General features: G+C 70.3%; 18 protein-coding genes. 12 read left to right on the top strand and 6 right to left on the bottom strand.

All coding sequences use genetic code 11. From position 1 onward, the window contains the following. Positions 1-4 precede the first annotated feature (4 nt). Positions 5-538 carry a gamma carbonic anhydrase family protein gene (locus tag ACOQFR_RS07205; protein WP_421380135.1) on the bottom strand — a complete coding sequence of 178 codons (534 nt, stop codon included), beginning with the start codon at positions 536-538 and terminating at the stop codon, positions 5-7. A gap of 49 nt (positions 539-587) precedes the next feature. On the opposite strand from ACOQFR_RS07205, the gene ACOQFR_RS07200 reads away from it, so the two are divergent. The 3 genes from ACOQFR_RS07200 (at position 588) to ACOQFR_RS07190 (ending at position 5,792) form a co-directional block, all read left to right on the top strand. Further along, positions 588-2,006: a coniferyl aldehyde dehydrogenase gene (locus ACOQFR_RS07200; protein WP_421380133.1), complete on the top strand. Its 1,419-nt coding sequence runs from the start codon at positions 588-590 to the stop codon at positions 2,004-2,006. Positions 2,007-2,127: 121 nt separating this feature from the next. Next, positions 2,128-4,173, top strand: a complete 2,046-nt coding sequence (locus ACOQFR_RS07195) for a M3 family metallopeptidase (RefSeq protein ID WP_421380131.1) — start codon at positions 2,128-2,130, stop codon at positions 4,171-4,173. A gap of 188 nt (positions 4,174-4,361) precedes the next feature. After that, positions 4,362-5,792, top strand: coding sequence for a DHA2 family efflux MFS transporter permease subunit (locus tag ACOQFR_RS07190; protein ID WP_421380129.1), 1,431 nt, complete (start codon positions 4,362-4,364; stop codon positions 5,790-5,792). A gap of 102 nt (positions 5,793-5,894) precedes the next feature. On the opposite strand, the gene ltaE is transcribed toward ACOQFR_RS07190, so the two are convergent. Together ltaE and ACOQFR_RS07180 are read right to left on the bottom strand one after the other, a co-directional pair. Beyond that, positions 5,895-6,911, bottom strand: a complete 1,017-nt coding sequence (ltaE, locus tag ACOQFR_RS07185; protein ID WP_421380127.1) for a low-specificity L-threonine aldolase — start codon at positions 6,909-6,911, stop codon at positions 5,895-5,897. After that, positions 6,908-8,641: a hypothetical protein gene (locus ACOQFR_RS07180; protein ID WP_421380125.1), complete on the bottom strand. Its 1,734-nt coding sequence runs from the start codon at positions 8,639-8,641 to the stop codon at positions 6,908-6,910. The genes ltaE and ACOQFR_RS07180 overlap by 4 nt, the downstream gene beginning before the upstream one ends. Positions 8,642-8,932: 291 nt before the next feature. Between ACOQFR_RS07180 and ACOQFR_RS07175 the strand changes: the two genes are divergently transcribed. The 3 genes from ACOQFR_RS07175 to iadA are packed head-to-tail and all read left to right on the top strand — an operon-like array spanning position 8,933 to position 14,301. Next, entirely contained in the window at positions 8,933-11,719 is a 2,787-nt protein-coding gene (locus ACOQFR_RS07175) for a TonB-dependent receptor (RefSeq protein ID WP_421380123.1), read from the top strand. 4 nt (positions 11,720-11,723) lie between these two features. Next, positions 11,724-13,160 carry a putative basic amino acid antiporter YfcC gene (gene yfcC / locus ACOQFR_RS07170; RefSeq protein WP_421380121.1) on the top strand — a complete coding sequence of 479 codons (1,437 nt, stop codon included), beginning with the start codon at positions 11,724-11,726 and terminating at the stop codon, positions 13,158-13,160. Beyond that, positions 13,153-14,301, top strand: coding sequence for a beta-aspartyl-peptidase (gene iadA, locus ACOQFR_RS07165; RefSeq protein WP_421380119.1), 1,149 nt, complete (start codon positions 13,153-13,155; stop codon positions 14,299-14,301). Before yfcC ends, iadA begins: the two co-directional genes overlap by 8 nt. Positions 14,302-14,305: 4 nt before the next feature. On the opposite strand, the gene ACOQFR_RS07160 is transcribed toward iadA, so the two are convergent. After that, positions 14,306-14,848 carry a cytochrome b gene (locus ACOQFR_RS07160; RefSeq protein WP_421380117.1) on the bottom strand — a complete coding sequence of 181 codons (543 nt, stop codon included), beginning with the start codon at positions 14,846-14,848 and terminating at the stop codon, positions 14,306-14,308. 126 nt (positions 14,849-14,974) lie between these two features. Here ACOQFR_RS07160 and xth point away from each other — a divergent pair, with 126 nt between their 5' ends. After that, complete coding sequence (gene xth, locus ACOQFR_RS07155; protein WP_421380115.1) at positions 14,975-15,763, top strand: exodeoxyribonuclease III; 789 nt, start codon at positions 14,975-14,977, stop codon at positions 15,761-15,763. A 100-nt stretch (positions 15,764-15,863) separates the two neighbouring features. Here xth and ACOQFR_RS07150 read toward each other — a convergent pair whose 3' ends face one another. Together ACOQFR_RS07150 and ACOQFR_RS07145 are read right to left on the bottom strand one after the other, a co-directional pair. Further along, a complete protein-coding gene (locus tag ACOQFR_RS07150; protein WP_421380113.1) occupies positions 15,864-18,083 on the bottom strand; it encodes a DPP IV N-terminal domain-containing protein in 2,220 nt (739 codons plus the stop codon). Between the two features lie 10 nt (positions 18,084-18,093). Further along, positions 18,094-18,855: a glucose 1-dehydrogenase gene (locus ACOQFR_RS07145; protein ID WP_421380111.1), complete on the bottom strand. Its 762-nt coding sequence runs from the start codon at positions 18,853-18,855 to the stop codon at positions 18,094-18,096. Positions 18,856-18,968: 113 nt separating this feature from the next. On the opposite strand from ACOQFR_RS07145, the gene ACOQFR_RS07140 reads away from it, so the two are divergent. From ACOQFR_RS07140 to ACOQFR_RS07120, 5 genes are all read left to right on the top strand, one after another. Continuing rightward, positions 18,969-19,766: an SDR family NAD(P)-dependent oxidoreductase gene (locus tag ACOQFR_RS07140; protein WP_421380109.1), complete on the top strand. Its 798-nt coding sequence runs from the start codon at positions 18,969-18,971 to the stop codon at positions 19,764-19,766. Beyond that, on the top strand, positions 19,766-20,821 hold the full coding sequence (locus ACOQFR_RS07135; RefSeq protein WP_421380106.1) for a saccharopine dehydrogenase family protein: 1,056 nt from the start codon (positions 19,766-19,768) through the stop codon (positions 20,819-20,821). Before ACOQFR_RS07140 ends, ACOQFR_RS07135 begins: the two co-directional genes overlap by 1 nt. 86 nt (positions 20,822-20,907) lie before the next feature. Then, positions 20,908-21,126: a hypothetical protein gene (locus tag ACOQFR_RS07130; protein WP_421380104.1), complete on the top strand. Its 219-nt coding sequence runs from the start codon at positions 20,908-20,910 to the stop codon at positions 21,124-21,126. 84 nt (positions 21,127-21,210) lie between these two features. After that, a complete protein-coding gene (locus tag ACOQFR_RS07125) occupies positions 21,211-21,837 on the top strand; it encodes a TIGR00645 family protein (protein ID WP_421380652.1) in 627 nt (208 codons plus the stop codon). Positions 21,838-22,058: 221 nt separating this feature from the next. Then, a complete protein-coding gene (locus tag ACOQFR_RS07120) occupies positions 22,059-25,073 on the top strand; it encodes a bifunctional diguanylate cyclase/phosphodiesterase (protein ID WP_421380102.1) in 3,015 nt (1,004 codons plus the stop codon). Positions 25,074-25,089: the final 16 nt, after the last annotated feature.

The following is a 25,089-nucleotide window of genomic DNA, read 5'->3' as shown; positions in this document are numbered from 1 at the left end:
GCGCTCAGCCGCCGAGGTATTCGTCCTTGAGCCGTACGTAGTGCTTCGCGCTGTAGTAAAGCTGCTCGATCTCGCGATCCGACAGCATTCGCGACAACTTCGCCGGATTGCCCAGCCAAAGCTCTCCACTGCGCACCGTCTTCCCGGGCGGCACCACCGCCCCGGCACCGACAAACGCATTATTCTCGACCACCGCGCCATCCAGCACTGTCGCGCCCATGCCGATCAGGCAGGCATCCCCGATCGTGCAGGCATGGATGATCGCGCCGTGGCCAATCGTCACGTCGTCGCCGATCAGCGTCGGCCAGCCATTGGGGCGCGTGTAGGGCCCCTCGTGGGTGACGTGGATGATGCTGCCGTCCTGGATGTTGGTCCGGGCACCGATGCGGATGTGGTTCACGTCGCCGCGGACCACGGTGAAGGGCCAGATAGAGCTGTCTTCGCCCAGGTGCACGTCGCCGATGACGCAGGCGGCCGGATCGACATAGGCCCGGGGGCCGAGGGTGGGCAGGGTGCCGCGGAAGGGTCGGATAGTCATGGGGCCATTCTAGACTGGCGCCTGACGCCGTTGGCCTTACACTCGGGCCATGGATACCCCCGCCCACCCCGATACCGACCTGCGCCCGTTGCTGGACCAGGTCCGCGCCGCCCACCGCAAGCAGGTGCCCGACGCCCGCCAGCGCCTGGCCGATCTCGACAAGCTGGCCGAGGCCGTGCGCCGGCACCGCGACGAGCTGACCAAGGCCGTTTCCGCCGACTTCGGCCGCCGCTCGCGCCACGAAACCCTGGCCGCCGACGTGATGACCACGCTGGACGAGATCAAGTACCTGCGCCGGCACCTGAAATCCTGGATGCGGCCCCAGCGCCGCGGCCTGAACTGGGCCTTCCTGCCCGCCCGCGGCGAGATCCGCCAGCAGCCGCTGGGCGTGGTCGGTATCGTGGCGCCCTGGAACTATCCGATCCAGCTGGCCCTGATCCCGCTGGCCGACGCCATCGCGGCCGGCAACCACGTGATGCTGAAGCCATCCGAGCACACGCCGCGCACGTCGGAACTGCTGGCGCGCCTGGTCGGCGAGGCCTTCCCGCCCGAGCGCGTCACCGTGGTGCAGGGTGATGCCGCGGTCGGCGCGGCCTTCACACGGCTGCCCTTCGACCACCTGGTGTTCACCGGCTCGACCGTGGTGGGCCGCGCGGTGATGGCCGCCGCCGCGCCCAACCTGACGCCGCTGACGCTGGAACTGGGCGGCAAGTCGCCTGCGCTGATCGCGCCGGGCTATCCCATCGAACACGCCGCCGACCGCATTGCCGCCGGCAAGTGCTTCAACGCTGGCCAGACCTGCGTGGCGCCCGACTACGTGCTGGTGCCGCGCGCGCAGCGCGACGAGTTCGTGCGCGCCTACCTGGCCAGCGTGCGCAGGCGCTACCCCACGCTGGCCAGCAATCCCGACTACACCGCCGTGGTGAACCACCGCCAGGCCAGCCGCCTGCGCGAGTGGCTGGACGACGCGCGCGACCGCGGCGTCACCGTGATGCAGTACCGCCCCGACAGCGAAACCCCGCCCCCGGGCGTGGAAGTGATCCCGCCGACGGTGCTGCTGGATCCGCCCGACGAGGCCAAGGTGATGCAGGAGGAGATCTTCGGCCCGCTGCTGCCGGTGAAGAGCTACGACAGCCACGACGCCGCCATCGCCTACATCAACGGCCGCGACCGGCCACTGGCCTTTTATCCCTTCGACCGCGACCGCGGCCGGCTGCAGCGCACGCTGGATGCGGTGGTGGCCGGCGGCGTCTGCGTGAACGACTGCCTGATCCAGTTCGGCCAGCACGAGCTGCCGGTCGGTGGCGTGGGCCCCAGCGGCATGGGCCAGTACCACGGGCGCGACGGCTTCATGGCCTTCAGCAAGCCGATGCCGGTGCTGTACCAGGCGCGCGTGAACAGCATGTGGGTGCTCGACCCGCCGTACGGGAAAGTCGCCAGTTTCGTCGTGAAGCTGCTTACCCGCTGAGCCCTCGCGCTGCCGGAGGGTCTTCACGCCCGGGGCTTCCCACGCGGAAGCCTCCCGGCGGGAGCCCCGTCTGCGCAGGCCAGGTGTTGAATGTCCCCGAATCGATCGCCATCTTGAAGCCATGACCCAGCCCAACAACCCGCTGCTCGGCGACGCCGAACTGCCGCCCTTCTCCGCGATCACGCCGGAGCACGTGAACCCGGCCATCGATGCCGTGCTTGCCGACTTCCGCGCGGCCGTCGATCGCCTCACGGCCGACCCGACCGAGCGCGACTTCGCCACGCTGATGGCACCGCTGGAGCGCTGGGAGGAACGCCTGGGCCGCACCTTCGCGCCGGTGTCGCACCTGCACGGCGTCAAGGATTCGCCCGAGCTGCGCGAGGCCTACTCGGCGGCCCTGGAAAAACTGACCGAGCACGGCACCGAGCTGGGCCAGAACCGCGCGCTGTACGAAGCCGTGAAGGCCGTGCGCGAAGCGCCTGGCTTTGAAGCGCTGGATCTCGCGCGCCGCACGGTCGTCGAGGACAGCCTGCGCGGCTTCCGGCTTTCCGGCGTCGCGCTGGAAGAGCCCGCGCGCTCGCGCTTCAAGGACATCCAGAGCCTGCTGAGCAAGACCGAAACCGAATTCGAGGAAGCGGTGCTGGACGCCACCGATGCGTGGACCCGGCCGCTGACCGACGAGGAGCTGGCCGGCCTGCCCGAGTCCGCGCGCGCGATGCTGCGCACGATGGCGCAGGAGAAATCGCTCGACGGCCACTTGGCCACGCTGAAGGGCCCGGTGGTGCAGGCCATCCTCACCTTCGCCGACAGCCGCGCGCTGCGCGCCGAGATCTACGCCGCCTACAACACCCGCGCCTCCGACCAGGGGCCGCAGGCCGGCACCCACGACAACAGCCAGCGCATCGAATCGATCCTGGCGCTGCGGCACGAGGCCGCGCAGCTGCTCGACTTCCCGTCCAATGCGCACCTGTCGCTGGCCGACAAGATGGCCGGCACGCCGGAGCGGGTGCTTGGTTTCCTGCGCGAGCTTGCCGCGAAGGCCAGGCCCGTCGCGCTGCGTGAACTCACCGCGCTGCGCGCCTTCGCCTCGTCGGAGCTGGGCCTGGAATCGCTCGAGCCCTGGGACGTGGCCTACGCCTCGGAGAAGTTGCGCGAGAAGCTCTTTGATTTCAGCGAAGAGGACATCAAGCCCTACTTCCCGCTGCCGGCGGTGATGCAGGGCTTGTTCACCGTGGCCGAGCGCGTGTTCGGCGTGCGGCTGGTGGAGCGCGCGGACGTGGACACTTGGCATCCCGACGTGCATTTCTTCGACGTGGTGGATTGCGATGGCGCGGTGCGCGCCGGCGTCTATCTCGATCACTACGCCCGCTCGGGCAAGCGCGGCGGCGCCTGGATGGACGTGTGTCGCTCGCGCATGAACGATGGTGAATCACTGTTCAAGCCGGTGGCTTACCTGACGTGCAATTTTGCGCCGCCAAGCGACGGCAAGCCCGCGCTTCTGACGCACGACGACGTGATCACGCTCTTCCACGAATTCGGCCACGGCATCCACCACCTGCTCACCGAGGTGGACTGGCCCAGCATCGGCGGCATCAGCGGCGTCGAGTGGGACGCGGTGGAGCTGCCCAGCCAGTTCATGGAGAACTTCGCCTGGGAGCGTGAGGCTCTGGACGTGTTCGCCCGCCACCACGAAACCGGCGAACGCCTGCCCGAGGCGCTGTACCAGAAGATGCTGCAGGCTCGGCATTTCCACGCCGGCCTGTTCCTGGTGCGGCAGCTGGAGTTCGCGCTGTTCGATTTCCGCCTGCACCTGGAGTTCGACCCGGCGCAGGGGGCGCGCGCGCTGCAGATCCTCGACGAGGTGCGCGCGGAAGTGGCCGTGCTGCCGCCGCCGTCGTGGCACCGCGGGCCGCACGCCTTCACGCACATCTTCTCCGGCGGCTACGCGGCCGGCTACTACAGCTACCTCTGGGCCGAAGTGCTCAGCGCCGATGCCTTCAGCGCGTTCGAGGAAGCCGGCGTCTTCGACTCAGCCACCGGTGCGCGCTATCGCAGGGAAATCCTGGCCGTCGGCGGCTCCCGTCCGGCACTGGAAAGCTTCATCGCCTTCCGTGGCCGCGAACCGCAGCCTGATGCCTTGCTTCGCTCGTATGGTCTGGCGGCTTGATTTTTTGGCCGCGGATTTTCGCGGGTGAACGCGGATAAGAGCAGATAAGCGCGAGAAGGAGGCGTGGGCTCGCGGCGGCGCAGAGGGGCGCGCACGCTAGACTATCCAGACCTATCCGCCCTTATCCGCGTCCATCCGCGTAAATCCGTGGCAAAAACTCCCTCACCCTCACACCGCGCGCCACCCCGATGAACCCAGGCCGACGGCTCGCGCTGATCGTTGCTTGCGCGTTGTTCATCGAGAACATGGACTCCACGGCGATCGCGACCTCGCTGCCGGCGATTGCGGCCGACCTGGGCACCGAGCCGATTGCGCTGAAGCTGGCGCTCACCGCTTACCTGCTGTCGCTGGCGGTGTTCATCCCGGTGAGTGGCTGGGTGGCGGACCGGTTCGGCGCGCGGCCCACGTTCATGGCGGCCATTGCCGTGTTCCTGCTGGGGTCGCTGGCCTGCGCGGCCAGCAGCACGCTCGAGCAGATGGTGGCCGCGCGCTTCCTGCAGGGCATGGGTGGTGCGCTGATGGTGCCGGTGGGCCGGCTGGTGCTGCTGCGTACGGTGCCCAAGAGTGAACTGGTGCAGGCGCTGAGCTGGCTGACGATTCCGGCGCTGGTGGCGCCGATGATCGGGCCGCCGCTGGGTGGACTGATCTCGACCTATGGCGACTGGCGCTGGATCTTCCTGATCAACATCCCGATGGGACTGCTGGGCATCGTGCTGGCGCGCAAGTACATCCCCGACATCCGCGAGCCGGTGGCGCCGCTGGACTGGCTGGGCTTCGTGCTGTCGGGGCTGGGACTGGCGCTGGCGCTGTTCGGGTTCTCGACGCTGGGGCGGCATCTGGTGTCGACGCCGGTGGCCGCGGCCAGCCTGGTCGCGGGGCTGCTGGCGATGGCCGCCTACGTGTGGCATTCGAACCGGCATCCGCATCCGCTGATCGACCTCAGGCTGTTCCGGCACGCCACCTTCCGCGCCGGCGTGCTGGGCGGCGCGCTGTTCCGCATCGGCATCGGCGCCACGCCCTTCCTGCTGCCGCTGATGCTGCAGCTGGGTTTTGGCCTGACCGCGCTGCAGTCGGGCCTGCTCACCTTCGCCTCGGCGATGGGCGCGATGTTCATGAAGACGATCGCGGCCAGCGTGCTGCGGCGCTTCGGTTTCCGCCGCGTGCTGTGGACGAATGCATTGCTGGCGTCGGCGATGCTGGCGGGCTTCGGGCTGTTCACGGCCGAGACGCCGCACCTGCTGATCATCGCGGTGCTGGTGGTGTCGGGCTGCTTCCGATCGCTGCAGTTCACCAGCCTCAACGCGATCAGCTACGCCGAGGTCGAGGCGCCGAAGATGGGGCAGGCCAGCAGCCTGTCGGGCATGGCGCAGCAGTTTTCGCTGGCGCTGGGCGTGGCGATCGGCGGCTACGGGCTGCAGATCGCGGGCGAGCTGACCGGCCGCAGCTATACCGATGCGTCGAACTTCCTCTGGGCCTTCCTGACGGTGGGCGCGATTTCCGCCAGTTCGGCCTGGATCATGTATCGCCTGCCGCCCGATGCCGGCGCCGAGATGTCGGGCCGCGCGAAGGACGGGCAGGAAGTGATCGAGCCCAAGGCCGCCCAGCGGCCCGCGACCTGAAGGAGCGAGAGGGAAAACATACCAGGTATGTTTTTATGCGGCTTCCGGTGTTCGCCGGTCGTCCAACAAAAACATACCTGGTATGTTTTCCCTCCCGCTCCTTCAGGCGAAGAAGTCGGCGAAGACGTCGACGGTCCGCGCCACGCCTTCGTCGTCGATGTCCAGGTGGGTGACCAGGCGCAGCCGTGGGCCGCGGCCGGCGATGCGGATGTCGTTGCGCGCCAGGCGCTCGGCCAGGGCGTCGCCGGTGCCGTCGGGGATGGTCACGAACACCAGGTTGGTCTCGGGCGTTTCGACCCGCAGCGACGGGATCGCGCGCAGGCCGTCGGCCAGGGCGCGCGCGCGGCGGTGATCGTCGGCCAGCCGCGCCACGTGGTGGTCAAGCGCGTGATTCGCCATCGCCGCCATCAGGCCGGCCTGGCGCCAGCCACCGCCCAGCACCTTGCGCCAGCGCCGCGCTTCGCCCACCAGCGCCTGCGTGCCCAGCAGCACCGAGCCCACCGGCGCCCCCAGCCCCTTGGACAGGCACACCGACACGCTGTCGAAATGCCGCGCGATCTCCCGCGCCGTGACGCCACCGGCCACTGCGGCGTTGAACAGGCGCGCGCCATCGAGGTGGTAGGCCAGGCCGTGCTCGCGCGCGAGCGCACCGGCCTGCGCCAGATAGGGCAGGGGCAGCGGATGCCCATGCCAGGTGTTCTCCAGCGCCAGCAGCCGCGTACGCGCGAAATGCGGATCACCCACGGGCTTGATCGCGCCGCGCACCTTGTCCAGCGGCAGCGTGCCGTCATCGGCCTGCACGATCGGCTGCGGCTGGATCGAACCCAGCACCGCCGCGCCGCCGCCTTCGTACTTGTAGGTGTGCGCATCCATGCCCACCAGGTATTCGTCGCCGCGCTGGCAGTGCGCCATCAGCGCCAGCAGGTTGCCCTGCGTGCCACTGGGCACGAACAGGCCCGCCTCGAAGCCCAGGTCGTCCGCCAGTCGATCTTGCAGCGCATTCACGCTGGGGTCGTCGCCGAACACGTCGTCGCCCACCGGTGCGCGCAGGCCCGCCTCGCGCATGGCGTCGGTGGGGCGGGTGACGGTGTCGCTGCGCAGGTCCACCCAGTCGGTCATGGCGTCGTTGTTCCTGGTTCGTAGCGGAAATCGAAGTTGAGGATGCCCAGCCGTTCCGCCAGCAGCGAAGGCTGCGCAGAATGGGACCAGGCCACCGTGGCCGGCGTGCAGGCCAGTGTGACGCGTCCGGCCCCGGCGCGCAGCGTGCGCGCCGCGTTGCCATCCGGACACCCCGACAGGGAGCGGGATGCGCTACGCAGCGCGCGATCGGCCAGGGCGTCTTCCGCTTCCGGGCCGAAGTGCAGCACGATGTCGGTCGAGGGCAGCGGTGCCATTGGCTCGAGCCCGCCGGGCGTGAGCTCCAACACCGCCCCCGGCACGAGGTAGTGCGCCCGCGCGGACAGGCTGCCGTCGGCGCCCCGCTGTCCGCGCTCGAACACCCACGCCCCCCGGGCGCCGATCGCCTCCAGCCGTGTCCTCCCGCCCAGCCGGCTGACGTGCACCGCCGTGGTCTCGTCCACGCCCATCGCCAGGTCCGCCTGGGCCGCATGCATCAGCACCAGCAGCCGCAGTTCGCGAGCGCGTTCGGAAAAATGCGTGTCCACGCTCCAGCCCGGCAGCAGGCCGAGGCCGCCGGCGGGCCAATAGGTCAGCGTGTCCTCCGACAGCCCGTCCGCGCACCGCCGCGCGCGCCCGCAGCCGGGCTGCATCGGCGCCCGCGCCCGCGCGCCGTCAACCAGTGCCTGCGCGCTGTCGCCATTGCTCAACATCGCGGCGCCGCCCTGTACCGCCGTACCGGCACTGGTGCCGCCGACCACCAGGTCGCCGCGTGCGTGCGCCTCGCGCAGCGCCAGCAGCCAGGCATTGGGCCGGTCGTCGCGGTCGAAGAAAGCCTGCCGGTGCAGCCACTGGTCGCCACCGGCGAAGAAGATGCCGTGCACCTCGCGCGGCAGGTTCTGCGTGGCGGCGGCATCGCGGCAGGCCTGCTGCTGCTGCCGGGCCAGATCGGGATAGACGCGGTCCCGCGCGGCGATCCGCAGCGTCCCGCGCCGCAGCGCCTCCAGCCCGTCGCACTCGCCGCCCTGGAATACCGCGGCATTCAGCGCCGCATCCACCGGCCACCACCGGGCATCGGCGCCGAGCTGGCGGAAGGTGTCGAGGTAAAAATCCACCGCCTCGAACGGGTCCTGCGAGGAGGCGGTGACGATGGCGATGCGCGGTGGCGCCGCGCCGCTGCGCTTGGCGGCCGCCGCGATGAAGGCGCGCAGCACGTCGACGCCGGCGCCCTCGATGCTGTCGCCGGGACGCGCGCGTTCGCGCAGGCGCTGGCCATCGTGCATCTGCGGAATCTCCAGCGCCGACAGCAGCGCCGCGCGTTCGTCGTCGAGCAGCCGTCGCCACGGCCGCGCGGCAGGATCCCGCCGGCAGGCGCGCTGCGCGCAATGCGCATCCATCGCGTCCTCGATGGCGTCGCGGTCCCAGGCGGCGTTGCGACGCAGCGCGCGCAGCAGCGCCGCCAGTTCCGCGCGCGCCGGCGCCTCCGTCCGGTCCTTCCAGAGCAGCGGATCCAGCGCCCGCGCCGTGCCCTCCGCATCCACGCGGTACTGCGGCGGCGTGCGCATCACGCCACCCCTGGCCGGCGTGCGGCAGGCCCCGGGCGCCAGGTCCGAGCAGGTGCGCAGCGAACCCCCCGCCAGGAAGAGTTCGGATGGCAGCACGGTCCGCACGGGCGGTGCCGCCAGCGCGCCGGAGGCGGCCGCCAGCATCAGCAGAATCAAGGTCTTGGGCATGGCGTGACCGTAGTGGGTGGGCATCGCGGCGGCAAGTGCACTTGACGCCGGGCGGACGCCGGGAGTATCACTTGCCCGCACAACGAATGGTCGCCATGTCCAAACCCCGCAACCACATTCGTCATATCGGCCGCACCTACTACCTCAGCGAGTGGTGGGACGAGTAGGGCCATCCCCGGGCCCGACGCCGACCGCAGGTCGGTGAATCGCCGTCGTCGACGGCGCCAAATCCAAGACAACGCCGCCATCCGCGCCTCCGGGCGTCTTCGCGGCCGTTCCGGGGGACAACCGATGAAATCCTTGCTCAATCCGCTGGCCTTCGCCGTGGCGATGGCCCTGGCCGCGCCGGCCGTGCTGGCCCAGTCCGAACCGCCGTCCACCGACGCGCCCGAAGAAGCCGAAGCCGTGACCCTGGACGAGGTCACGGTCACCGGCAGCAACCTGCGCGGCATCGACCTGCAGGAAGCGCAGCCGATCACCATCCTGGACGCGGAGGCGATCCGTCAGTTCGGCGCCAACACCGTCGGCGACCTGCTCAAGCAGGTGACCGAAACCGGCGGCGGCACGGGCAACTTCAGCACCGCCAACTCCGGCGCGCTGCAGGCCGATGCGCCGGCCGGCACCGCGGGTGCCTCGCTGCGCGGACTGGGCACCTCGTCCACGCTGACCCTGGTCAATGGCCGGCGCGTGGCCGCATCGTCCTTTGCCAACGGCTCCGAGAACTTCGTGGACATCAACGCGATCCCGATGGCGGCGATCGACCGCATCGAGATCCTTACGACCGGCGCCTCGGCCATCTATGGCGCCGATGCCGTGGCCGGCGTGATCAACCTGGTGCTGCGCCGCGACTTCGAAGGCCTGCGCCTGTCCGGCAGCTACGGCGACTCCAGCCGCGGCACCGACGAGGGCCGCTACAACGCCAACCTGGTCGCCGGCTTCGCGCGCGACCGCGTGCGCGGCATGCTGATCGTGGATGCCTACCGTCGCAACGCGCTGTACGACCGCGACCGCGACATTTCCGCGGTCGAGCCGCGCCCGTCGCAGCAGGGCATCTTCCCCAGCTTCAACGACCTGGACTTCGCGCAGGACGACATCGTCGAGGCGGCCTGTCCGCCGGACCAGTTCGGCATCGGCCGCTTCGGCGAATACTGCGGAGTGAACCGCAATGCCTACACCGCCACCGACCCGCAGCTGGAAACCCTGGGCGCCTACGGCACGCTGTCGGTCGATTTCGCGGACGGGCTGGAATACTTCGCCGAGGTGGCGCTGCAGCGCAACCAGTCCCGCGCCGACTCCGCACCCGCGCCGTGGACGGAAGAACTGGTGGACTTCGCGCATCCGGGCATGCCCGCCGAGCTGCGCCAGCGCTTCCTGGCGCTGGGCTTCGACACCGGTGCGCTTGTGGGCATCGGCCGGTTCCCCGATGCGCGCACGCTGGAAGTGACCACGCGCAACTGGCGCCTGCTCAACGGCCTGCGCGGCAGCGCCGGCCGCTGGGACTGGGAGACCGCGCTGTCGGCGGCGCGCAGTGAGTCGCGCCAGGAAGCCGTGGCCGGCATCTACAACGTCGAACGCATCCGCGCCGGCCTGCTCGGCGAACTCTGCGCCAGCGGCGCCACCAACTGCAGCCCCGGCAGCGGCGGCCTGTGGTACGACCCCTTCAACGGCCAGGCCGGCAACTCCGCCCAGGTGCTGGACCTGGTGCGCGAGCAGGTGCCGCGCGACGGCACGTCCACGCTCTACAGCTGGGACGGCAAACTGACCGGCAGCCTGGGCACGCTGGGCGACCGCGACATCGCCTGGGCCTTCGGCGCCGAACTGCGCCGCGAGGAAATCACCGACGAACCCTCGCCGCTGGCCACCATCGACCGCAGCACCGGCGAAGTGCCGGTCTATGGCTTCGGCTCGACCGCGGTGGACGCCGCGCGCACGCAGTGGGCGCTGTTCGCGGAAACCAACCTGCCGGTGACCGACACCTTCGACGTGCGGCTGGCCGCGCGCTACGACCACTACGACGATTTCGGCGGCGACGTGAATCCGTCGCTGGGCCTGCGCTGGCGCGCCAGCGACAGCGTGCTGCTGCGCGGCGGCTGGAACACCTCCTTCCGCGCGCCCTCGCTGGCGCAGGTGGGCGCCGGCACCTCGCTCAGTTCCGGCGCCTTGCCCTGTTCGACCGGCAGCGAGTTCTTCACCAGCTTCTGCGGCGGCTTCGCCGGCGACGATGCCTATCTGTCCGAGATCTACGGCAACCCGGACCTGGACGCGGAAACGTCCACCGCCTGGTACCTGGGCACGGTGTTCAACCTCGGCGACCGCACCACGCTGACCCTGGACTACTGGAACTTCGACCAGCGCGACCTGGTGGACATCGATCCGCTGGAGCTGTTCCGGCAGGCGCTGGCCGATCCCAGCCTGGTCTACAACGCGCGGCCGCGCGCCGGCGACCCCAATCAGCGCGTGCTGCTGCCGGGCGTGATCGGCATCGCCACCCGCGGCGGCGACATCGGCGACCCGGTGGACGACGTGCAGCTGCAGCTGATCAACATCGGCCAGCAGAAGACCGACGGCATCGACATCGGGCTGGAGCACCAGTTCAACGAGGGCGACTGGGGCCGTTTCAAGGGCTACGTGGATGCGACCTGGACCCGGTCCTTCCAGCGCAGCGAATCGTGTTCGCCCAACGACACCAGCACCCGCCGCGGCGCCGGCGCCTGTGTCGACGGCCAGCGCCTGTTCGAGCGGGTGGGCGAGTTCCGCTACCCCGAATGGCTGGTCAACGCGGGCCTGGCCTGGTCGCGCGGCGACTGGAGCGCGCGCTTCTGGGTCAACCACGTGGATGGGTTCTATGATGACGACGAACTGTCCAACGTCCCCGCCGGCCGCCGCGTGTCCTCGTGGACCACGCTCAACGCCAGCATCAACTGGGACCTGGACGAGCGCCAGTCGCTGGGCTTGAACATCCGCAACCTGGCCGACCGCGATCCGCCGCTGGCCCTGGGTTCGGCCAACAACTTCGATGACTACAACCACAACTCGCTCGGGCGCTACCTGACCCTGAGCTACGTCTACAGGCACTGAGGCTTTGACCACCACCGCTCCCGCGTCGCCCCCCAAGGGCGTCGACACGCTCCTGGTGCTGCTGGCGCTTGCCGCGCTGGCGGCCCTGGTCGTGCCGTGGATACCGGCGGGGCTGTTCGAGCCCGGGGCGCCCGTGGCGCTGGAGCGGTTCTTGTGGGTCCCCGACGCGCCCACCTCGACTCTATTCGGGACCGGGGATGGGCGCGGCTTTTTGAATTTCCTGTTCGAGGGCCTGACCTCGGGCAACCGCAACGGCGCGGCCGTCGGCGTGATCGCGCTGGTGCTGATCGTAGGCGGCTCGTTCGCGGTGGTGAACGCCACCGGCGCGGTCGACCGCGGCCTGATGGCGCTGGTGGCGCGCACCGGCGACCGTCCGGCGTGGCTGCTGTCCGGGCTGTTCCTGGCGTTTTCGCTGGGCGGCGCGGTGTTCGGCATGGGCGAGGAAACCATCGCCTTCATCGTGCTGCTGCTGCCGCTGGTGGACCGTCTGGGCCTGCCGCGCGAGAGTGCGGTGATGGCGACCTACCTGGCCAGCCAGGTCGGCTTCGCCACGTCGTGGATGAATCCCTTCAGCGTGCTGGTGGCGCAGGGCATCGCCGGGCTGCCGCCGCTGTCGGGCGCACCGTTCCGGGTGGTGATGTGGGCGGTGTTCACCGCGGTCGGCATGGCCTTCACCGTGATGTACGCCAAGCGGCACCGGCGCGCGCCGCACGCGGCGGCAACGGCGGACGCGGCGGACGCGGCGGACGCGGCGCCCGTCGCCACGCCGATGAACTGGGCCGACCGCGCGATCCTGCTCGGTCTGCTGGGCACCGTGGTCTGGATCGTGTGGGGCGTGACCGAGCGCCAGTACTACCTGCCCGAACTCTCGGCGCAGTTCTTCGGGCTGGGGCTGTTCGCGGCCCTGGTTGCCTGGCTGGACCGGCGCCTGAGCGCCAACCGCCTGGCGGAAACCTTCACCGAGGGCGTGCGCCAGCTGGTGCCGGTGGCGCTGGTGATCGCGGCCGCCAAGGGCATGCTGTGGCTGCTGGGCGGATCCGACCCGCACCAGCCTTCCGTGCTCAACACGCTGTTGTACGGCATGGGCCTGGCGCTGGACGGCTGGCCGACCTGGGCGGCGGCGCAGGGCATGCTGCTGTTCCAGTCGATCTTCAATTTCTTCGTCACTTCCGGCTCGGCGCAGGCCGCCATCACCATGCCGCTGATGGCCGGGCTGGGCGACCTGCTGCAGGTCTCGCGCCAGGTGTCGGTGCTGGCCTTCCAGCTCGGCGATGGTCTGACCAACCTGGTCGTTCCCACCTCGGCGGTGCTGATGGGCGCCATCGGCGTGGCCGGCATCGGCTGGGGCCAGTGGCTGCGCATGGTCTGGAAACTGGTGCTGGTGTTCATGCTGATGGCTTCGGCCGCCGTCGCGCTGGCCGTGGCCATCGGCTATGTCTGAAACGATGCTGCTGGTGCGCGACGCCGAGGTGTACGACCCGGCGCCGATCGGCCGCCGCGACCTGCTGCTGGCCGGTGGCCGCATCGTCGCGATGGCGCCGCGGATCACGCCGGGCACCGCGTGGCCGCTGCGCGTCATCGAGGCCCAGGGACGTCTCGCGGTGCCGGGCCTGGTGGATTCGCTGGTGCACGTCAGCGGCGGCGGCGGCGAAGGCGGATTCGCCACCCGCACGCCGGCGCTGGATGCGCGCGATGCGGTGGCCTCCGGCGTCACCACCTACATCGGCGCGCTCGGCACCGACGAGGTGACGCGTGGCCACGGCGACCTGCTGGCCTGCTGCCGCGCCCTGGGCAGCCATGGGTTGAGCGCCTACGCGCTGACGGGCAGCTACCGCGTCCCGGTCGCCACGATCACCGGCCACGTGCGCGATGACCTGGTGCTGATCAGCGACGTGATCGGCGTGGGCGAGATCGCCATTGCCGACCACCGCGGCTCGCAGCCCGGCGTCGAGGAGCTCGCGCGCATCGGCGCCGATGCCCGCGTCGGCGGCATGCTGGCCGGCAAGGCCGGCACCGTGCTCGTGCACGTGGGCGATGCCGAGGAAGGCCTGGCCCTGCTGCATGCGGTGAGCGACCGCTTTCCGCTGCCAGCGTCGCAGTGGCATCCCACCCATCTCAACCGTAATGCACGCCTCCTTGAGCAGGCGCCAGACTGGATTGCCCGCGGGGGCAGCGTCGACCTCACCACCAGCACCAGTGTGGCGCTGCTGCAGGCCGGCGAGGTGGCGGCGGCAGATGCGCTGGCGCGGCTGCTGCGGGCGGGCGTGCCCGCGTCGAAGGTGAGCCTGAGTTCGGACGGGCAGGCCAGCCTGCCGCATTTCGACGATGGCGGCCGGCTGCTGGGCATGGAGGTGGCGTCGGTGGGCAGCCTGCTGCAGACGCTGGTGCAGGCCGTGCGCGAGTGCGGGCTGGAGCTTGCGGCGGCGCTGCCGTCGGCGACCAGCGCGCCCGCGGGGATCTGGGGTCTTGCCCGCAAGGGACGGCTGGCCGTGGGCGCGGATGCGGACCTTCTGCTGCTGGCGCCGGGAACGCTGGACCTGGAGCTGGTGATCGCCGCGGGCGAAGTGCGCTGGGGCGGGTGAGGCTTCAGCGCATCCGGCGCAGCGTGTCGTCGCCGCGGATCGCATGGTGGTACAGCGACGCCAGCACGTGCAGCCCGATGACCCAGTAGAACGCGCTGCCCAGGCTGCCGTGCAGGTCTTCCAGTCGCGCGGCCCAGGCCGGGTCCGGAGCGACGAGTGCCGGCACCACCCGGGCGGTGAACGGGACCAGCACGGACTTGCCGTCGGTCCACGCGGTCAGCAGGCCCAGCAGCGGCTGTGCCAGCAGGAAGGCATAAAGCGCCCCATGCACCGCACGCGAGGGCCAGGCCTGCCAGGCCGGCAGCGGCGGCGTGATCGGCGGCGCGCCGCGGCGCAGGCGCAGCAGCAGGCGGGGCAGCGCCAGCGCCAGCACGGCCAGGCCGATCCAGTAATGCGACTGCACCACGGTGGCCCGTGGCCAGGAGCCGCGCTCGAAACTCCCGCGAAGTTCGATGCACAGGTAGGCCAGGGCCACCAGCAGGAACATCAGCCAGTGCAGCCGGCGCTGGGCGGCGGAGTAGCGCGGGGCCGCGTTCAGCGGGGGCATGGGGAGGGCGCCTTGTGTGGGGTCAGGCCGGAACTTCGCCTGCCGCCAGTCTAGGCCTTGCGGGCGCTGCGGGCTTGACCGGCGTCCAGGGATGGCCGCGCGGGCCGGAACGGGTAGCATTCGCGCATGGACAAGCCCACCACCATCGCCACCTGGAACGTCAACTCGCTCAACGTGCGCCTGCCGCACCTGGTCGACTGGCTCAAGCTGCGACAGCCCGACATCGTCGCGCTGCAGGAGACCAAGCTCGAGGACGCGCGCTTCCCCGATTCGGCCTTGGCGGAACTGGGCTATCGCAGCGTGTTCTGCGGCCAGAAGACGTACAACGGCGTGGCCATCCTGTCGCGTTCGCCGATCGACGAGGCGTCCTGCGTGATGGCCATCCCGGGCTTTGCCGACGAGCAGCGGCGCGTGCTGGCGGCCACCATCGGCGACCTGCGCATCGTCAACCTGTACGTGGTGAACGGCCAGGACGTGGGCACCGAGAAGTACGCCTACAAGCTGCGCTGGCTGGACGCGCTGCACGACTGGCTGGCGCAGGAGCTGCAGGCGCATCCGCGCATGGTGGTGCTGGGCGACTTCAACATCGCGCCCGACGACCGCGACGTGCACGATCCGGCCGTGTGGAACGACGCCAGCATCCTCACCTCCACCGCCGAGCGTGCGGCGCTCAGGCGCCTGCTCGACCTGGGCCTGCACGACAGCTATCGCCTGCACCACGACGAAGGCGGCGTCTTCAGCTGGTGGGATTACCGCGCCGCCGGCTTCCGCCGCAACCTCGGCCTGCGGATCGACCTGTGCCTGGTCAGCGACGCGCTGAAGTCCGCGTGCGTCGGCGCCAGCATCGACCGCGACCCCCGCGAATGGGACCGCCCCAGCGACCACGCCCCCGCCCTCGTCAACCTCGCCCCCTGAAAAAATCCGGGGTCAGAGTAAATTCATCTTGCCCGACAGCCGGCGGACCACGCGGCTGTCGGGCAAGATGAATTTACTCTGACCCCGGACTTGATTTTGGTTAGTTGAGGCAGCGGGCGAGGAAGGATTCGGCCAGGCGGTAGCGGTGCAGCAGGTCGGCGCCCTGCAGGCCGTGCTTGGCGCCGGGGTAGGTCATCAGCTCGAAGGGCGTGCCGCGCTTCTGCAGTTCCGACATCAACTTGGTGGAGTTGGTGAACAGCACGTTGTCGTCGGCCATGCCGTGCACCAGCAGCAGCTTCGAGCGCAGCCCGTCGAGGTGGGTGAACACCGACGAGCTGGCGTAGCCGTCCGCATTGCGCGCCGGATGGTCCATGTAGCGCTCGGTGTAGTGCGTGTCATAAAGCGCCCAGTCGGTGACCGGCGCACCGGCGATGCCGCAGGCATAGTGGTCGCTGGCCTGGGCCAGCAGCATCAGGCTCATGTAGCCGCCGTTGGACCAGCCGTGCACGCCGATGCGCGCGCCGTCCACGTAGGGCAGCCCGCGCAGGAAGGCCACGCCCGCCTTCTGGTCCTGCACCTCCACGCCGCCCTGGCGCCCGTACAGCGCACCACCGAACTTCGCGCCGCGCCGCGGCGTGCCGCGGTTGTCCAGCGAGAACACCAGATAGCCGTTCTGCGCCAGGTACTGGTTGAAGAAGGCATCGGCCCGGCCCGGCCAGCCGCGCAGCACGGTCTGCGCCGCGGGCCCGCCGTAGACGAACACCACCACCGGATACTTCTTCGCCGGATCAAAGCCCGTGGGTTTGACCAGGCTGTAGTGCAGCGTCTCGCCGCTGGCGGCGGTGAGCGTGCCGAACTCGACCGGACGGTGCGCGGCGCGGTACGAAGCGTAGGGATGGCCCGGCTGCGTGGGATCGTTCGCCACCAGCGTGGCCAGCCGGGTGCCGTCGGCGCGGAAGAGCTCGGTCTGCGGCGGCGTTTCGGTATTCGACCACAGGTCCACGAACACCGCGGCATTCGCACTGAAGCTGGCCTCGTGCAGCCCGGGCTCAGCGCTCAGACGCCGCGGCTCGCCGCCCGCCAGCGGCACCGCGTACACATGCTTCTCGATCGGCGAATCCCGCGTTCCCGCAACGTAGGCCATGCCCGCGGCTTCATCCACCGCCAGCAGCGCATCCACCACCCACTCGCCGGACGTCAGCGCGCGCACCGGCTTGCCGTCGGCGTCATGCAGGTACAGATGCTCGTAGCCGCTGCGCTCGGACAGCCACAGGAAGCGGCCGTCGGCCAGGAAACGCAGGCCATGGTGCAGCGGCACCCAGGTCTGGCTGGTCTCGGTCAGCAGCAGGCGCTGCCTGCCGGTCGCCAGCTCGGCTTCCACCAGGTCCAAGCGGCGCTGGTCGCGCGACTGGCGCTGGAAGGTGAGGTGGGTCGGCCCGCGCCAGTTCACGCGCGCCAGGTAGATGTCGCGCTCCGGCCCCAGGTCCACGTCGGTGATGACCGGCGCGGTGCCGCCCAGTTTCGCCACGTGCAGCGAAATCAGCACGTTGGCCTCGCCGGCCGCGGGATAGCGCTGCTCCACCACGTCGGTGCGGTCGGGGTAGACCTCGTAGCGCTTCTGCACCGGCACCGGCGATTCGTCGATGCGGGCGAAGGCGATCGCCGAATCATCCGGCGCCCACCAGTAGCCGGTGTGGCGGTCCATCTCCTCGTCGGCCACAAACTCGGCCACGCCGTTGGCCACGGTGTCGCTGGCATCGGTGGTGATGCGCTGCTCGGCGCCGCCCGCGGCCGGGATCACCCACAGTTCGCGATCGCGCACGAAGCTGACGTAGCGCCCGCCCGGCGACACCTTGGGATCGGTGGCGAAGCCCGTGCCCCGGGTCAGCTTCTTCAGCGGCGAGGCCGCGCCCGGGCGCAGGTCGTAGAGGAACAGCTGGCCGCCCAGCGGGAACAGCAGCGACTGGCCATCCGGCGCCCACTGGTATTCGACGATGCCGCTGAAGGCGGCGATGCGCTGGCGCTCGCGGCGCGCCTTCTCCTCGTCCGAGAGTTCCTCCGCGCCGCCGGTCACCACCGCCGAGTCCACCAGCAGCCGCTTCTGGCCCGCGGCGATGTCGTATTCCCACAGGTCGAGCTGGAAGCGGTTGCTGTCCTTGCCCTGCAGGAAGCTCACGCGCTTGCCGTCGGGCGAGATCGCCGGCTTCATCAGGCTGGGGCCCGACAGCGGGGCGCCGCCGGTGATGGCTTCCAGCGTCAGTTTTTCGGCGTGGGCGGCGGGGGCGAGGGTCATGGCGGCGATCAGCAGCAGGCTCTTCATCGGCAGGGGCTCAGGCGAGGTAGCCGCCGTCGACCGGCAGGGCGGTGCCCGTGAGGTAGGACGAGGCGGGGGAGGCCAGGAACAGCACCGCCGGCGCGATCTCGCCCGGCTGCGCCACGCGCGCCATCGGGATCAGGCGCAGCATCATGTCCAGGATCTTGGGATTGCCGGTCAGCGCCGAGGCGAACTTGGTGTCGGTCAGGCCGGGCAGCACCGCGTTCACGCGCACGCCCATCGGCGCCAGTTCCTTGGCGAAGCCTTCGGTCATGTTGACGATGCCGGCCTTGGTCATCGAATACACCAGCTGACCCGGCGCCGCGCGCTGCGCATTCACCGAGGCGATGTTGACGATGGCGCCGCCGCGGTCCTTCATGCGCCGCGCCGCCTGCACCGTGGTCCAGAAGTAGCCGCGCAGGTTCACCTCCACCGTCTTCTCGTACGCGTCCAGCGTCATGTCCACGGCGGGCCCGAAGTAGGGATTGGCGGCGGCGTTGTTGACCAGGATGTCCACGTGGCGGCCGGCCGCGTCCAGCGCCGTGAACAGGCCTTCGATCGCAGCCGGGTCGCCCACGTGCACCGCATGCGCTTCGGCCGATCCGCCGGCGTCGCGGATGGCGGAGGCCACGGCCTCGCAGCCTTCAAGCTTGCGGCTGGTGCAGATCACGTGGGCGCCGTGCGCCGCCAGCAGCTGGGCGATGGCCTGGCCGATGCCGCGCGAGGCGCCGCTGACCAGGGCGGTCTTGCCGGAGAGGTCGAAAAGGGGGTCGGACACGGTGGGACTCCGCAGGGAAAGACGGGGGCGATGCACGGCCGGGCCGTACGGCTTGGTATGCTCCCGAGCCTAGCACAGGCCCCTGCGCGGCCTGGCTCTTCCGGGGATGGCACATGGCACAGCGGCGGGTACTGATCACGGGTGCGGGCAGCGGACTGGGCCAGGCCCTGGCGCAACGGTATGCCAAGACCGGCGACCGCGTCGCCTGCGTCGACCTCGACGCCACCCGCGCCGAACTCACGCGCGCCGCGCTGCCGGGCAGCGGCCATCTCGCCATGAGCGCCAACGTCGCCAGCGACGACGCGATGGAGCAGGTGCACGAACGCATCGCCGGGGAGTGGGGCGGCCTGGACGTGCTGGTGAACAACGCCGGCATCGCCACCGGCGGTTCGATGGTGGAAAGCACCATGCCCGAGTGGCGCAACGTGCTCGAGATCAACCTGCTGGGCGTGGTGCGCGGCTGCCGCCTGTTCCTGCCCGGCATGATCGCCGCCGGCCGCGGCCAGGTGATCAACACCGCCAGCTTCGCGGGCCTGGCCGGCGCGCCCAGCATCATGAGCTACGGCGTCAGCAAGGCCGCGGTGGTGGCGCTGTCCGAGCAGCTGCGCGCCGAGGTGCACGCCAAGGGCATCAAGGTCAGCGTGCTGTGCCCGGCCTTCTTCCGCACCAACCTGCTCGAGAGCTGGCAGGGCAATCCCCGGCTCAAGAGCTTCGCCGACAAGATGATGGAGACCTCGCCCGATACGCTCGACAGCGTTTCCGACGCCGTGTTCGCGGCGGTGGAGCGCGGCGAATTCCTGGTGCTGCCCACGAAGCGCGAGCCGATGCGCTGGCGCCTGAAGCGTTGGCTGCCGGAGTTCTACTTCGGCCAGGTGCTCAAGCTGGTGAAGGGTCGCGAGGCCGGCCACTGATGTCCGCGCCGCAGGCCTGGATGATCTATGGCGCCAACGGCTACACCGGCAAGCTGGTGGTCGAGGAGGCGGTGCGGCGCGGACTGCGCCCGGTGCTGGCGGGCCGCAATGCCGCGCAGCTGCAGGCGCTGGCGGCGCCGCACGGCCTGCCGGTGCGCGCCTTCCCGCTGGACGACGCGGCCTCGCTGCGCAGTGCGCTGGACGGCATCGGTTTGGTGCTGCACTGCGCCGGCCCGTTTTCGGCCACCTGCGCGCCGATGCTGGAAGCCTGCCTGGAGGTCGGCGCGCACTACCTGGACATCACCGGCGAGATCGACGTGTTCGCGCACTGCCACGCCCAGGACGCACGTGCGAAGGACAAGGGCATCGTGGTGCTGCCGGGCTCGGGTTTCGACGTGGTGCCCACCGACTGCCTGGCCGCGCAGCTGAAGCTGGCGCTGCCCACCGCCGACGCGCTGGTGCTGGCCTTCGAGGCCGGCGGCGGTCCCAGCCCCGGCACCGCCAAGACCAGCGTGGAAGGCCTGGGCAAGGGCGGGCGCGCGCGCATCGACGGCAAGCTCACGCGCGTACCGCTGGCCTGGAAGACGCGCAGCTTCGAGCGCGACGGCCAGTCGCGGTTCGCGATGACCATTCCCTGGGGTGACGTCTACACCGCCTACGTCTCCACCGGCATCCCCAACATCGAGGTCTACATGGGCGTGCCGCCGTCCACGGCCAAGCGGTTGCGCCGGCTGCGCCTGCTCGGCCCGCTGCTGGACCTGGGCCCGGTGCAGTCCTGGCTCAAGGCGCAGGTGCAGAAGAAGGTGCGCGGTCCGTCGGAAGGCACCCGCGGCAAGACCGGCTGCGTGGTCTGGGGCGAGGCCCGCGATCCGCAGGGCAACGAAGTCAAGCGGCGCCTGCGCACGCCCAACGGCTACGAGATCACCGTCACGGCAGCCCTGGGCATCGTGGCGCGCCTGCTCGAGGGGGAACGTCCTCCGGGCGGTTACTACACGCCCTCGCGGCTGATGGGCGCCAACTACGTGCTGGGCCTGCCGGGCGTGAGCCTGGACTGAACCCGCATGCCGCGGCGCTTGGCAGGCGCAGGCGAAGCCTCTACCCTTCGCGTGCCCACCTTCGGGCCAGTCCCTGGAGTAGAACCATGCGCACGCCTGCCCTGATCATCGGCGTCATCCTGCTCATCGTCGGTGGCCTCATCACCGCCGGGGTCTTCAAGTTCGAATCCACCGAGAAGGTCGCCGACATCGGCCCGATCGAAATCAGCAAGACCGACACCAAGACTCCGCCGATCAACCTGGGCTGGGTGCTGATCGGCGTCGGCGCCGTGGCCGTGGTGATCGGCGCGGTCAGCAAGAAGTAATCCAGGCACAGACAGCGGAAGACGAAGACGATGAGCGACCCCCACCAGCCCGACTCCGTGCGCGACCCCGACGCGATCCCCGTGATGGGCGGGCGCCAGAAGATCGGGCCGCTTTCGAGCCTGATCTTCGCCTCGCGCTGGCTGCAGCTGCCGCTCTACCTGGGCCTGATCCTGGCCCAGTGCGTCTACGTCTACCTGTTCATGAAGGAGCTGCTGCACCTCATCACCGACGCCAACATCCTCACCGAGCAGGGCATCATGCTGCTGGTGCTGGGCCTGATCGACGTGGTGATGATCTCCAACCTGCTGGTGATGGTGATCGTCGGCGGCTACGAGACCTTCGTGTCGCGGCTCAACCTGCAGGGCCACCCGGACCAGCCCGAGTGGCTGAGCCACGTCAACGCCTCGGTGCTGAAGGTGAAGCTGGCGATGGCCATCATCGGCATCTCGTCCATCCACCTGCTCAAGACCTTCATCGAGGCCGGTGCCCTGGGCGGCGTTCCGCTGTGCAGCAGCCAGGCCGGCGTGGAGGCCATGCGCCTGATGGTCGAAATCGGCTCCAAGGAAAAGGGCTGCACCAATGTCACCGCCGGCGGCGTGATGTGGCAGACCATCATCCACACCATCTTCATCCTGTCGGCCGTGGGCATCGCCTGGACCGACCGCCTGATGTCGCACGCGGCGGCGCCCAAGGCGGCCCGCGCCCACTGAGGGTCGCGGCCCGCCTGCCTGGGCGGGGTGAGGGCAGACACGGCGCCCCGGCCGGGGCGGCTGCCGGCTGTCGGCTGTCGGTCCAGCCGGGCCCCTGTGGCGCGACGCGGGCCGCATCGGGGTAGGCTGGGCTCGCTGGCCTGATGCTGCGGCCGGTGACGTTGGCATTTCAGACAGGCCCCGCCGATGGCTTCCGCGCGGGGCCCCTCCGAGGGTCCGAAGTGACGCCCAGACGCGCCGCCGCCGCCGCCCGCCTCACGCATCCCGCCAGCCTGCAGGGTCTGCTGGCGTACGGGTTCGCGCTGAGCCTGCTGCTGGCCTCGGCCCTGGGCTTCGTGCTGTGGCGGGACTACCAGGGCAAGCTCGAGGCCGCCGAGAAGCAGTCGGCGGCCCTGTCGCAGGGCACGGCCGCCCTGATCGGCTTCCAGCTGCGCAACCTGGACCGGGCCATGCGTGGCATCGCCGCTGACGTGAGCCATGTCGCCGCCACTGCACCCGGGGCCGGGCCGGAGGTGGTGCAGGCCCTCGTGCAGGGCGTGGACGATCGGCACGACGAGCTGGTCGACGTGGTGCTGCTTGATGACCAGGGCCGCGCCCTGACCCGCGGCCCGGGCCTGGCCGGTCAGACCGGCTGGTTCCAGGATCCTTCGCGCCAGGTGGGCAGTGACGGCCTGCGGCTGGGCCCCCCGCACCGGGTGGCCGGGGAATGGCGCCTGCCGCTGCTGCGCCCGCTGCCGCCGGAGGCGGGCGGTGGCTGGGTGATGGCCGAGCTGCGACTGTCGGCCCTGCAATCGCTGATGGAATCGCTGGAGGTAGGGCCGGCCGGCGTGGCCGTGCTGATCCAGCACGACGGCACCGTGCTGGCCCGCAGTCGCGACGCGGACCGCTACGTCGGCCAGCGTTACCCCGAGCACCCCTTGCTGCGCGAGGCGCTGGCCCCCGGCTCGCATGGCGTGTCCGAGGAAACCAGCGTGCTCGACGGCGTGCACCGCATCCGCTCCTTCCGTGCGCTGGGTGACTATCCGATGGTGCTGGCGGTGGGCCTGGCGCGCGACGACGTGCTGGCCTCGTGGCGGCCCTTCGTCGCGGTGGCGGTGCTGGCCTGCGCCATGTACGTGCTGGGCTGGCTGTACCTGGTGCGCACGCTCAGCGCCGCCAACCAGCGCCAGCGCGCGCTGCTGGAAGACAACGCGCGCAGCGCCGCCCAGCTGCACGAGGCCCAGCGCATCGCCAGCGTCGGCTCGTGGTCGCTGGACCGGGAGCGGCTGCGGGTCGAGTACTCGCCCGAGGCCAAGCGCATCCACGGCTTCCCCGACGACGGCCAGCCGGTGTCGATGGACGCCGGCTTCAAGGCGGTGCATCCCGACGACCTGGCCAAGGTCGAAGCCTGGCTCGCCAGATTCCGCGAAGACGCGCTGGAGCCGGTGGAAAGCGAGTTCCGGCTGGTGCATCCCGATGGCAAGGTTCGGGTGGTGCGGGCCCGGGGCACCCGCGTGCGCGACGAGGACGGGCGCGTGCGCGACGCCGGCACCGTGCTCGACATCACCGAGCGGGCGCGGGCCGAGCAGGCGCAGGCGGCCGCGGAGCGCCAGTACCGCTTCATGTTCGACCGCAACCCGCTGCCGTTCTGGGTGTACCGCCGCGACACCATGCAGTTCGTGGCGGTGAACGATGCCGCGGTGGAGAACTACGGGTACAGCCGCGAGGAATTCCTGGGCATGACCCTGCTCGACATCCGCCCGGAAGCGGACGCCGAGGCGCTCAAGCATGCCGTGCGCAATCCGGCCAGCGACCCCGGCGGGCAGCTCTGGCGCCACCTGCGCAAGGACGGCAGCCTGATCGACGTGCGCATCTACGCTGCCGACATCGACTTCCAGGGCCATGCCTGCCGGCTGGTGCTGGCCGAGGACGTGACCGACCGCCTGCGCGTGCAGCAGCAGATCGCCCACCGCGCCAACCACGACGGCCTGACCGACCTGCCCAACCGCAGCGCCATGCTGGCGCGGCTGGACACGCTGCTGCGCGAGGCCGCCGACCAGCAGCAGCCGGTGCACGTGATCTACATCGACCTGCACCAGTTCAAGCTGATCAACGACAGCCTGGGCCATGGCGTCGGCGACGAGGTGCTCAAGGTCGTGGCCTTGCGCCTGCAGGCACTGGGCCCCGGCATCGAGGCGGCGCGGCTGGGTGGCGATGAATTCGCGCTGGCCTGGCGGCAGGACGCGGGCCAGCCGACGGCCGACGAGGTGGCGGCACGCGTGCAGGCGACGCTGAGCGAGCCGGTGGACGTGCTCGACACGCTGCACTACCTCAGCCCCAGCGTGGGCATCGCCAGTTTCCCGGCGGACGGCGCCGACGCCGAACGGCTGCTGCGCAACGCCGGCCTGGCCAACCACGAGGCCAAGCGCCGGGGGCCGGCGCACCCGGTGCATTTCGTCGCGGCCTTCGAGCGCGCCGTCAACGAACGCCTGCAGCTGGTGTCGCGCCTGCACGAGGCGATCGAGCGCGGTGAGTTCGAGCTGCACTTCCAGGCGCAGTATTTCGCCTCGGGCCGCGAACCGGTCGGGCTGGAGGCGCTGGTGCGCTGGCGCCATCCCGAGCGCGGCCTGGTGCCGCCCAACGAATTCATCCCGGTCTGCGAAGACAGCGGCCTGATCGTGCCGCTGGGCCGCTGGGTTCTGCGCGAGGCAGCGCGCCACCACCGGCTGCTGGCCGACGCCGGCTGGTCGGGCCTCACCATCGCCGTGAACGTGTCGGCGGTGCAGTTCCAGAGCGGCGAGCTGGTGTCGGACGTGGAAGCGCTGATGCAGGAGTTCCAGCTGCCGCCGGGCGTGCTGGAGCTGGAGCTGACCGAAAGCATCGTGATGGACAGCCCCGAGGCCGCGATCGAGGTGCTGGAGCAGCTGCGCCAGTTCGGCGTGCTGCTGTCGATCGATGATTTCGGCACAGGTTATTCGAGCATGGCCTACCTGCACCGGCTGCCGGTGGACAAGCTCAAGATCGACCGCAGCTTCATCACCGACGTGGAGAACGACAGCCACAACGCGGCGATCTGCGAATCGGTGCTGGCCCTGGCCCGCAGCTTCGGCCTGAAGGTGATCGCCGAGGGCGTGGAAACCCAGTCCCAGCTGGACTGGCTGCGGCAGCGTGGCTGCGACGAGATCCAGGGCTTCCTGCTGGCGCGGCCCCTGCCTTTTGCACAGGTGCTGGAAAACCTGCGCCGGCCCCAGCGATAGCGGTGCGCGGCGCCGG

It is taken from the genome of Arenimonas sp. MALMAid1274 (assembly GCF_049195245.1).
GTDB lineage: Bacteria > Pseudomonadota > Gammaproteobacteria > Xanthomonadales > Xanthomonadaceae > Arenimonas.
The sequence above is the reverse complement of the archived record's forward strand: the minus strand, read 5'-3'. Positions and strand labels throughout refer to the sequence as shown.